Raw genomic sequence first — 10,322 nt, forward strand, 5'->3', positions numbered from 1 at the left:
CGGGGGCCGTGGCCGCTGTCTTGCGGGTGCGGCGCGGCTTGGCCTCGGTGGTCTCCGGCGCCGTCTCCGTACCCTCCGCCGTCGTCTCCGTACCCTCCGCCGTCGCGACCGCGGTCTCCGCCGCGGACGTCGTCTTCCGGGTGCGGCGGCGCGGCGTGGTCGGCGCGGCCTCGGCCATCGGCGTCTCCACGACCTCTGCCGCCGGAGTCTCCACCGCTGCCTGCTGCTCCTGCTCCGTCGGCGCCTCCGCGGTCTTGCGGGTGCGGCGGCGGCGCGGCGCGGCGGGCTCCGGGGTGTCGAGGGCCGGGCCCTCCGCCGGAGTCACGGCCGCCTCCGCGGCCTCGTCGACCGGCGTCGCGGGCACGGCGGCGACTGCGGCCTCCTGCGGGGCACCGCCGCGCGTCCGGCGCCGACGGCGCAGGGTGCGCGGCGCGCCGGTCTCCTCCGCCACGGGCGACTGCTCGGCCGCCGGAGCCTCCGCAGCCGGGGCCCCGGCAGGCGCCGGCGTCCCCTCGCCGAGCGGCGCTCCGCCGCGCGTGCGACGGCGACGGCGCGGCGTACGGGCGGGGCGCTCGCGCTCGGCGGAGCCGGACTCGTCCCGGCCGCCCCGGCCACCGCGCCCACGGCCACCACGGCCGCCGGGCTCGCCGAGGTCCTCCAGCTCCTCCGCGTCGAGCCCGGCGCGGGTGCGCTCCGAGCGCGGCAGGACACCCTTGGTGCCCGCGGGGATGCTCAGCTCCTCGAAGAAGTGCGGCGAGGTGGAGTACGTCTCCGGCGGGTCGTTGAAGTCCAGCTCCAGCGCCTTGTTGATCAGCTGCCAGCGCGGGATGTCGTCCCAGTCGACGAGCGTGACCGCCGTACCCGACGCGCCCGCGCGGCCCGTACGGCCGATGCGGTGCAGGTACGTCTTCTCGTCCTCGGGGGACTGGTAGTTGATGACGTGGGTGACGCCCTCGACGTCGATGCCGCGCGCGGCGACGTCGGTGCAGACCAGGACGTCGACCTTGCCGTTGCGGAAGGCGCGCAGCGCCTGCTCGCGAGCGCCCTGGCCGAGGTCGCCGTGGACCGCGCCGGAGGCGAAGCCGCGCTGCTTGAGCTGGTCGGCGAGGTCGGCCGCCGTGCGCTTGGTACGGCAGAACACCATGGCGAGGCCCCGGCCCTCGGCCTGGAGCAGACGCGCCACCATCTCGGGCTTGTCCATGTTGTGCGCGCGGTACACGTGCTGCGCGATGTTCGCGACGGTCGCGCCCTCGTCGTCCGGCGCGGTGGCGCGGATGTGGGTGGGCTGCGACATGTAGCGCCGCGCGAGACCGATGACCGCGCCCGGCATGGTCGCCGAGAACAGCATCGTCTGCCGCTTCGCCGGCAGCATGTTGATGATCTTCTCGACGTCGGGCAGGAAGCCCAGGTCGAGCATCTCGTCGGCCTCGTCGAGGACGAGGGACCGGATGTGCTTCAGGTTCAGCTTCTTCTGGCCCGCGAGGTCCAGCAGCCGGCCCGGGGTGCCGACGACCACGTCGACGCCCTTCTGCAGGGCCTCGACCTGAGGCTCGTAGGCGCGGCCGCCGTAGATCGCGAGGACCCGCACGTTGCGTACCTTGCCCGCGGTCAGCAGGTCGTTGGTGACCTGAGTGCACAGCTCGCGCGTGGGGACGACCACGAGTGCCTGCGGGGCGTCGGTGAGGTCCTCGGGGCGGGCGCGGCCGGCCTCGACGTCGGCGGGGACGGTGACGCGATCGAGGAGCGGAAGGCCGAAGCCGAGCGTCTTTCCGGTGCCGGTCTTGGCCTGGCCGATGACGTCCGTGCCCGACAGGGCCACGGGGAGCGTCATCTCCTGGATGGGGAAGGGAGTCGTGATGCCGACGGCCTCCAGGGCCTCGGCGGTCTCGGGAAGGATTCCGAGCTCTCGGAACGTCGTAGTCAGGGTGCTGCCTCTTCTGTGTGTGCGGTGCGAGGCGAGCGCGGGGGTCGTGTCGGACCGTGCCGGGACGTCGGCTGCCTTACGAGCGGGCCGTGGGGAGCACGCCGTAGTGCACGGGACCTCTGCCGACGCTCTAGCGCTCGAACCGCTGAGGTTCCCTCCGATCCTGTACGCACCAGTGCCGTACGGTCAGGGAGGGCTGTCGGGTCGGAGCCGATCGGGCCACCGACCGGGCATCCTCATACGTGCGGCCTGTCGAGGCACGTCGGAATTCGTCCGCGTACCAGCAGGCGCATTACCACCATACCCCGGATTCGCGCACATGTGATGGCCGATTCGGTCACGTAGTGGTTGTCACACCGCTGGGCGTGGTCATTGGCGTCTTCGTGGTCGCACTGATTGACCAGGGACTTCCGCCGTGCGGTGGGCGGGCTATTGTGCGCTGCATGACGACCTCTGACAAGCCTGAGAACGCTGCCAACGCCGCCGCCACCGGTATCGCCGCCCAGGACTGGGCGCAGGCCTCCGCCGACCCCCAGTACCGCGCCGCGGTCGTGGACCTGCTCGGCGCGCTCGCGTACGGCGAGCTGGCGGCGTTCGAACGGCTCGCTGAGGACGCCAAGCTGGCACCCACGCTGGAGGACAAGGCGGAGCTGGCGAAGATGGCGTCGGCGGAGTTCCACCACTTCGAGCGGCTGCGCGACCGGCTGACGGAGATCGGCGAGGAGCCGACCGTGGCGATGGAGCCGTTCGTCGCCGCGCTGGACGGCTTCCACAAGCAGACGGCCCCCTCGGACTGGCTGGAGGGCCTGGTCAAGGCGTACGTCGGTGACTCGATCGCGAGCGACTTCTACCGGGAGGTCGCGGTGCGCCTGGACTCCGACACCCGCGCGCTGGTGCTGGCGGTGCTCGACGACACCGGGCACGCGGGCTTCGCCGTGGACCGGGTGCGCGCGGCGATCGACGCCGACCCGCGCGTGGGCGGGCGTCTCGCGCTGTGGGCGCGGCGGCTGATGGGTGAGGCCCTGTCGCAGTCCCAGCGGGTGGTCGCGGACCGTGACGCGCTGTCGACGATGCTCGTGGGAGGTGTCGCGGACGGCTTCGACCTCGCCGAGGTGGGCCGGATGTTCTCCCGGATCACGGAGGCGCACACCAAGCGGATGGCGGCGCTGGGGCTGGCGGCTTGAGGGCCGACGGCCACGGCGCGACGGGCTGACGGCCACGGCGCAACGGCCTGATGGCTTAGGGCCGACGGCCGCGACCCAAGGGGTGACGGCCGTGGCCCGAGGGGTCGATGACTCAGAGGGCCGCCGGCTCAAGGGCCGACAGTTCAGGTGCAGGCGGCAGGGCGATCGGCGGCTGATCGAGCCTCACGCCGTGGCTGATCGTCGCCGCAGCCGGCCGACCGGGCGCACCAGCAGGGAGAGCGAGGCGGCGGAGACGATCGCCGCGCCGACCAGGCTCAGCAGCGTGGTGCCGGGTCCCAGGGCGCTGTGGGTGACGAAGTCACCGAACAGGGCTCCGGCGACGCCCGTGGCGTACACCAGGCTGGTGACCGGCAGGCGGTGGGACAGGCGACGGACCGCCACCCAGGCGAGCACGAGGCCGAGCACAGCGGAGCCGAGCGCTTCCAAGATCATGTGGGGGTCCCTCCCAGACGGCCGGGCCGTGCACCAAGGTCGTAGGCCGTCATACCCGTGACCTGCGGAATGCAATCCTCCTCTGTGGATGACTTGTGCGCCATCTGTGGAGAAGGAGAAAGAGGGAGGGGGGCCCGACGAGTGTCGGACCCCCCTCCCTCTGTTCGCTGACTACAGCGCGCCGAAACCCACCTTGCGCGGGGCCGGCTCGCCCAGCTCGACGTAGGCCAGGCGGTCGGCCGGGACCAGGACCTTACGGCCGTGCTGGTCCACGAGGCTGAGCAGCTGCGACTTCCCGGCCAGTGCCTCGGCCACTACCCGCTCGACCTCCTCGGGGCTCTGACCGCTCTCCAGAACGATCTCGCGGGGCGCGTGCTGCACGCCGATCTTGACCTCCACGGCTAAGTCCCTCCGACGGTCAGTGGTGCGCGGGCGTCCGCGCCGTACGCTGCACACATTAGCCCGGTGAGGGGACGGACACGGCGCGGCCGTCCACGCCAGGAGCGAACAGCGGACGGGAACAAACGGCCGACCGGCCCGAGGCTCAGTGCTGCTCGCTGCCGTGCAGCGGGAAGCCGGCGATGCCGCGCCAGGCCAGCGAGGCCAGCAGCTGCACCGCCTCGTCGCGCGGGACGCTGCGGTCGCTGTGCAGCCAGGAGCGGGCCACCACCTGGGCGAGGCCGCCGAGGCCGGAGGCGAGCAGCATGGACTCCGCGCGCGAGAGGCCGGTGTCCTCGGCGATGACGTCGCAGATCGCCTCGGCGCACTCGTTGGTGACCTTGTCGACGCGCTCGCGCACCGCGGGCTCGTTGGTCAGGTCCGACTCGAAGACCAGACGGAACGCGCCGCCGTCGTCCTCGACGTACGCGAAGTAGGCGTCCATCGTCGCGCGGACGCGCTGCTTGTTGTCGGTGGTCGACGCGAGCGCGCCGCGCACGGCCTGGATGAGCGACTCGCAGTGCTGGTCCAGCAGGGCGAGGTAGAGGTCGAGCTTGCCCGGGAAGTGCTGGTACAGCACCGGCTTGCTGACGCCCGCGCGCTCGGCGATGTCGTCCATCGCGGCCGAGTGGTAGCCCTGTGCGACGAAGACTTCCTGGGCGGCGCCCAGCAGCTGATTCCGTCGGGCACGGCGCGGCAGGCGCGTGCCCCTCGGGCGCGCCGCCTCAGTTTGCTCGATGGCTGTCACGCCGCCTCCCAAAGTCGTCCTCATGCGGTGTGCTGCCGCGCCGTCATCGTACTTTTCGGTAACCGTCGTGTGCGCGGTGCGAGCGCAGAATTTCACGGACCGGACGATCGTAAAAGCGGTACTAAAGGTTTCAGGCTGGTGCTTTACGGGCAGAATGCGGCTCCATTCCCGCTCGGCGCGGTGTCGCCGTCAGCGGTAGTCGTCCTCGTCGAGGGAGACGACGCGGGTCTGTTCGACGAGATCGGCCTCGTTCGCCCGGGCGGGGTCGACGTTCTCCAGCGGGTCGTCGCGGTCCGGCGTGACGACCGCGTGCTGCTCCGCGGCGTCGTTCTCCGGTGCCTCGACATCGAACTCCGCGGCGGTGTCCTCGGCCTCGAACGTGTCGGGGTCGCTGGGGTCATAGGCCATGGCGGGCTCCCTTCCTATGAATGTCCCTGGAAGATGCAGGGGCCACACGCGGGTGCCCTCTGTACGAGCCTAGGAGACACCCTTTTTGGACGCTATGCGATGTGCCCACTAATCGCGCCGCCATCCTCCCCGGTGCCCGACCCGCGGCCTGTGACGCCGAACACACGAGCCCTGGCGTGATCGTCTCGTAACATTGCGGCATGTCTTCGACCGAGCTGCCGTCCGTGCCGCCCACCAGCGCGCTGCCCAAGGCGGCGTCCGTCCGGGTCGCCGAGGGCGAGAGACTGCGGTCGGTGGGCCTTCCGGGCGTCACGCTGTCGGTCCGTTCCCGGCCGCCCGCGCGCGCGGGACTCCAGCCCGCGCTGTACGTGCACGGCCTCGGCGGCTCCTCGCAGAACTGGTCGGCCCTGATGGCCCAGTTGGACGGGGTCGTCGACAGCGAGGCCGTCGACCTGCCCGGCTTCGGCGACTCCCCGCCCCCGGACGACGGCAACTACTCCATCACGGCACACGCGCGTGCCGTGATCCGCTATCTGGACGCCTCCGGGCGCGGGCCCGTCCACCTCTTCGGCAACTCCCTCGGTGGCGCCGTCTCCACCCGCGTCGCGGCGGTGCGGCCCGACCTCGTGCGGACGCTGACGCTGGTCTCGCCCGCCCTGCCGGAGCTGCGCGTGCAGCGGACCGCGGTGCCCACGGGACTGCTCGGCATGCCCGGCGTGGCCTCGCTCTTCAGCCGCTTCACCCGCGAGTGGACGGCCGAGCAGCGCGTCCGCGGGGTGATGGCGCTGTGCTACGGCGACCCCGGACGCGTCGGCCCGGACGCGTTCCGCCACGCGGTGGAGGAAATGGAGCGGCGCCTGCGGCTGCCGTACTTCTGGGACGCGATGACGCGCTCCGCGCGCGGGCTGGTCAGCGCCTACACCCTGGGCGGCCAGCACGGACTGTGGCGCCAGGCCGAACGCGTCCTCGCCCCGACCCTCCTCGTCTACGGCGGCCGCGACCAGCTCGTCGGCTTCCGCATGGCCCAGCGGGCCGCCCGCGCCTTCCGCGACTCCCGCCTGCTCACCCTGCCGAACGCGGGGCACGTGGCGATGATGGAGTACCCGGAGACGGTGGCGATGGCCTTCCGGGAACTCCTCGCGGACACCGCGACCGACGAGCGGGCCGGCGGGCCCGCGGGCGCGGGGAGCTGAGCGGGTTCGTGGGACGCCACAGTCGACGGGGGCCCGCGCCCAGGAGCGCGCCGCAGGACAAGACAGAGAAGACGACGGGCAGGGCGCAGAAGGCGGCGGACAGGGCGCAGAGCAAGACGCAGAACAAGGAGCAGGGCGAGCCGCAGGACCGGCCGTGGGGTGGGCGCGCCCAGGGGCGGCCGACCGAGCGCCCGCCCGAGTACGGCACGCCTGCGCACGGCACGCCGGTGTACGGCACTCCCGCGCGCGGGGTGCCGCGGTTCCCGGACGGAACGCCTGCGCACGGGGTGCCCGGGTTTGCGGACGGAACGCCCGCGCGCGGGGTGCCCCGGTTCCCCGACGGAACGCCCGCACACGGCTTTCCGCGGGTCCGTGGCGGTCACCCCGAGCAGCGTGAGGGCGGGGGCGGCTGGGGGGAGTTGAGGGGGCGTCCGGCGAGCGACGCCGGTGGTTCCGGGGGGTCCGTCGGTCCCGGTGCCACCGGGCCGTTGATCCCCCGTCAGCGGCCGGCGGCCCCGCGTGGGCCCCGGCAGGACTACCTCGACGCCTTCGCCGAGGAGGACGACGTCTTCATGCGACGCAGGCCCGTGTCCGTCGCCGCCTCCACCGACTCCCCCCGCGCGAGCGACCCGTACGCCGCTGTCACCGACTGGGATCCCGACCCGGCCCCGCACCCGCGCACCGACACCCCGGCCGGTGCCGGGGGCGACGACGACGCGCCGCCCACCGGCGAGCCCGTCGGCGGCAAGGGCGCCAAGGGGCGGGCCTTCACCGGCATCGCGGCCGCCGCCGTCGTCACCGTGCTCGCGGTCGTGGTGGCCGGGCAGGTCGCCGACGTGCGGGACGAGGACTCCGCGCGGTCGCGGTCCGCGAGCGACCAGGCGGCCCGCGACGCCCGCGACTCCGCCACCCGCGGGGACGACCGGCCGAGCCCGTCGGCCCCGCCCGCCGCGGCGCCGCTGACGTACGAGCAGAAGATGGACGCGCGCTACCGGCTCGGGGCGACGCTCACGGGATCGGGCAAGTTCGACGCCGTCCCCGGGATCGACAAGGCACCCGGCAAGGGGGAGAAGTACACCTACCGCGTCGACGTGGAGCAGGGACTGGGGCTGGACGCCGAACTGTTCGCACAGGCGGTGCACAAGACGCTCAACGACGACCGCAGTTGGGCCCACAACGGCGCCCGCACCTTCGAGCGGATCCACTCGGGCGAGACCGACTTCGTCATCACGCTGGCCAGCCCCGGCACGACCGCCGACTGGTGCGCGAGGTCCGGCCTGGACACCACCGTGGACAACGTCTCCTGCGACTCGGCCGCCACCGAGCGCGTGATGATCAACGCCTACCGGTGGGCGCAGGGATCGCAGACCTACGGCGACAAGATGTACGCCTACCGGCAGATGCTGATCAACCACGAGGTCGGACACCGGCTCGGCTACGACCATGTGACCTGCGACAAGAACGGCGACCTCGCGCCGGTCATGCAGCAGCAGACGAAGTTCCTCGAACACGACGGGATCCGCTGCCTGCCCAACCCCTGGCCCTACCCCAAGAGCTGACAGCGGTCCGGCCCGTCGGCGGACGCCGGCCTTGATGCCCCACTTCGGTGGCGTAACGTTTCGCGGTCGAGTGATGTCTTAGCGCGACGGAACGCCACGCGCAGGCGAAAGTCACGACCGTTCACCCCTTTTGGTGGCGCGACGGACAACCGTCCGTCGTGCCACCGCCTTGTCCGCATACGTTCGTCCCGCTGCGAGCCGCCGGGGGAACGGCGGCTCTCCAAACGGGAGATCGGGGGTGCACAGGTGCACATCGGACTGCTTACGGAGGGTGGCTATCCGTATGTGAGCGGTGACGCCGGACTCTGGTGCGACCGGCTCGTGCGCGGGCTCGCGCAGCACGAGTTCGGCCTCTACGCGCTCAGCCGCAGCGAACAGCAGGAGGCCGCAGGTCTGGTCGGACTGCCGCCGCAGGTGCGCCGGGTGCGCACGGCACCGCTGTGGACGGCCGACAACGCCCGGGTGGCGTACGGACGGCGCGCGCGCCGGCGCTTCGACGAGTGCTACGGCGAGCTGGTGGCCGCCCTCTGTGGGCAGACCTCCGCCGACCTCCTCCCGGACCGGCCCTCGGAGGACCGTTTCGCTTCTCAGGCGGACCGTTTCGCCAGTGCGCTGTACGGGCTCGCGGAACTCGCCCGCGACGAAGGCGGCCTGGTCGGCGCGCTCCGCTCGGAGAGCGCCGTGCGCGCCTTGGAACGCGCCTGCCGGGCCCCGGGAGCACTGCGTACGGCGCGCGAGGCGCGCGTTCCCGAGCTGCTCGCCGTCGCCGCGCACCTGGAACGCGCCCTGCGCCCTCTCTCGCTCGACTGGTACGGGGACGACGACGCCGACGGGCTCGGCTCGCTCGACCTGTGCCACGCGGCGTCGGGAGGTGCCGCCGCGCTCCCGGGGCTGGTGGCGCGGCACTTCTTCGGGGTGCCGCTGGTGGTGACGGAGTACGGGGTGCGGCTGCGGAGCCACTACCTGAGCTCCGGCGTGGGCCCGGGCGGTCGCGCCGAGGCGGACGCGCCGGCCTCCTCGCCGCCGGAAGACGCGCCCGCCGTCCGCGCCCTGCTCGCCGCGTTCCACGGGCGGCTCGCCGCCGAGGTCTACCGGCAGGCGGCGTGCGTCACCCCCGGGAACGCGCACGCCCGCCGCTGGCAGGAACGCTGCGGCGCCGACCGCGCCAAGCTGCGCACCGTCTACCCGGGCATGGAGGCGTCCCGCTTCGCCGACGTGGGCGAGGCACCCGACGACGCCGACCCGCACACGCTGGTCTGGGTCGGCCGGATCGAACCGGCGAAGGACCTCGTGTCGCTGCTGCACGCCTTCGCCCAGGTACGCAAGGAGCAGCCCGGCACCCGCCTGCGGATCATCGGCACCCCGAGCGGCTCCGAGGGGTCGGCTTATCTCGGCCACTGCCGGATGCTCGCCGCGCAGCTCTTCCCCGACGAGGCCGAGGGGCCGCACTCCGTCGGCGACAACCCTGTGTCTTTCGAGGAGATCGGCGGCCCGGAGACGCCCGGTCCCGCCGAGGCGTACACGGCGGGTGCCGTCGTCGTCCTGTCCAGCGTCGTCGAGGGATTCCCGGTCGGCCTGGTCGAGGCGATGTTCTGCGGGCGGGCGACCGTGTCCACGGACGTCGGCGCGGTCGTCGAGGTCATCGGCGGTACGGGGCTGGTCGTCCCGCCGCGCAATCCGCGTGCGCTCGCTGAGGCGTGCGTGGCTTTGTTGCGCGACCCCGAGCGCCGTGCGCGCCTGGGCGCGGCCGCCCGCGCACGCGCCCTGGAACTGTTCACCGTCGAGCAGAACGTCGCGGCATTTCACGGAATTTACCTGGAGACCGTCTCACGGAACCCGGTCCGCCGGGTCGTCCTGGACGAGGCGGGCGGCCCCATCCCGTTCGCCGTCCCACCGGAGGCCCGACTGTCGGTCCGTCGGCCGGGGCCGGAGTCGGGGTCCGGGTCGGGCGCGCGGTCGCAGTTGGAGTCGGGGTCGGAGTCGCAGTCCGGGTCGGGGTCGCAGTCGGAGTCGGGGGTGGGTGCTCCGTGGGGCATCGGTCCGGACGCGGCGGTCGGTGGCGAGGACGGCACTGAGCGCGGAGCCGAGGGCGAAGCCGGTCGGCCGGGGGCGCCGACGGCGCCCGCTTCGGCACCCGTCGTCGTGGCCGAGGGGGCGCGATGAGCGGCCTGGGAGAACTCGACCAGCCCGGCACACCGGGCAGCCAGGGCGGCTGGGACGAGCGGTCGGAAGGGTGGCTGGTGGGAGAAGCCGAGGGGAAGGGCGAGAACGGCGAGAACGGCGAGAAGGACGAGGGAGACGAGGGGGACGGGAGAAGGCAGTGCGGCGCGAGGGGCGAGAGCCAGGGGCGACGGCCCGCCGGTCCAGAGGCGTCTCCCGGTGGTGACGCCGACGGGTCTCCCGGCTCGCCGCGCG

9 protein-coding genes and 1 pseudogene are annotated in these 10,322 nt (G+C 73.0%); 5 read left to right on the top strand and 5 right to left on the bottom strand.

From position 1 onward, the window contains the following. On the bottom strand, nucleotides 1-1,831 hold a 1,831-nt coding region (locus ALMP_RS39490), incomplete at its 3' end, for a DEAD/DEAH box helicase (RefSeq protein ID WP_264936804.1). A 536-nt stretch (nucleotides 1,832-2,367) separates the two neighbouring features. On the opposite strand from ALMP_RS39490, the gene ALMP_RS39495 reads away from it, so the two are divergent. Then, nucleotides 2,368-3,108, top strand: coding sequence for a ferritin-like domain-containing protein (locus ALMP_RS39495; RefSeq protein WP_264936805.1), 741 nt, complete (start codon nucleotides 2,368-2,370; stop codon nucleotides 3,106-3,108). Between the two features lie 183 nt (nucleotides 3,109-3,291). Here ALMP_RS39495 and ALMP_RS39500 read toward each other — a convergent pair whose 3' ends face one another. The 4 genes from ALMP_RS39500 to ALMP_RS39515 form a co-directional block, all read right to left on the bottom strand. Continuing rightward, nucleotides 3,292-3,561 carry a hypothetical protein gene (locus ALMP_RS39500; RefSeq protein WP_264936806.1) on the bottom strand — a complete coding sequence of 90 codons (270 nt, stop codon included), beginning with the start codon at nucleotides 3,559-3,561 and terminating at the stop codon, nucleotides 3,292-3,294. Nucleotides 3,562-3,732: 171 nt separating this feature from the next. Further along, the gene (locus tag ALMP_RS39505) at nucleotides 3,733-3,960 is read right to left on the bottom strand and encodes a DUF3107 domain-containing protein (protein ID WP_264936807.1); all 228 of its coding nucleotides are present in this window, start codon (nucleotides 3,958-3,960) and stop codon (nucleotides 3,733-3,735) included. 145 nt (nucleotides 3,961-4,105) lie between these two features. Further along, a complete protein-coding gene (locus ALMP_RS39510) occupies nucleotides 4,106-4,747 on the bottom strand; it encodes a TetR/AcrR family transcriptional regulator (RefSeq protein WP_264936808.1) in 642 nt (213 codons plus the stop codon). Between the two features lie 189 nt (nucleotides 4,748-4,936). Continuing rightward, nucleotides 4,937-5,155, bottom strand: coding sequence for a hypothetical protein (locus ALMP_RS39515; RefSeq protein WP_264936809.1), 219 nt, complete (start codon nucleotides 5,153-5,155; stop codon nucleotides 4,937-4,939). 200 nt (nucleotides 5,156-5,355) lie between these two features. Between ALMP_RS39515 and ALMP_RS39520 the strand changes: the two genes are divergently transcribed. The 4 genes and pseudogenes from ALMP_RS39520 to ALMP_RS39535 all read left to right on the top strand — a co-directional run. Beyond that, nucleotides 5,356-6,348 (top strand): alpha/beta fold hydrolase, encoded by a 993-nt coding sequence (locus tag ALMP_RS39520; protein WP_264936810.1) that lies wholly within the window; start codon nucleotides 5,356-5,358, stop codon nucleotides 6,346-6,348. A gap of 8 nt (nucleotides 6,349-6,356) precedes the next feature. Next, on the top strand, nucleotides 6,357-7,907 hold the full coding sequence (locus tag ALMP_RS39525) for a DUF3152 domain-containing protein (RefSeq protein WP_375803609.1): 1,551 nt from the start codon (nucleotides 6,357-6,359) through the stop codon (nucleotides 7,905-7,907). Between the two features lie 246 nt (nucleotides 7,908-8,153). Next, nucleotides 8,154-10,070 carry a DUF3492 domain-containing protein gene (locus ALMP_RS39530; protein ID WP_264936811.1) on the top strand — a complete coding sequence of 639 codons (1,917 nt, stop codon included), beginning with the start codon at nucleotides 8,154-8,156 and terminating at the stop codon, nucleotides 10,068-10,070. Then, nucleotides 10,067-10,322, top strand: a pseudogene (locus tag ALMP_RS39535) (hypothetical protein); the annotation flags it as partial. The gene ALMP_RS39530 and the pseudogene ALMP_RS39535, both read left to right, overlap by 4 nt.

This window comes from Streptomyces sp. A012304 (genome assembly GCF_026008495.1).
Lineage (GTDB): Bacteria > Actinomycetota > Actinomycetes > Streptomycetales > Streptomycetaceae > Streptomyces.

Excerpts from the sequence above, each read along its gene's own strand:
- ALMP_RS39495 (WP_264936805.1), top strand. The coding sequence starts at position 2,368 with ATGACGACCTCTGACAAGCCTGAGAACGCTGCCAACGCCGCCGCCACC.
- ALMP_RS39500 (WP_264936806.1), bottom strand. The coding sequence starts at position 3,561 with ATGATCTTGGAAGCGCTCGGCTCCGCTGTGCTCGGCCTCGTGCTCGCC.
- ALMP_RS39515 (WP_264936809.1), bottom strand. The coding sequence starts at position 5,155 with ATGGCCTATGACCCCAGCGACCCCGACACGTTCGAGGCCGAGGACACC.
- ALMP_RS39520 (WP_264936810.1), top strand. The coding sequence starts at position 5,356 with ATGTCTTCGACCGAGCTGCCGTCCGTGCCGCCCACCAGCGCGCTGCCC.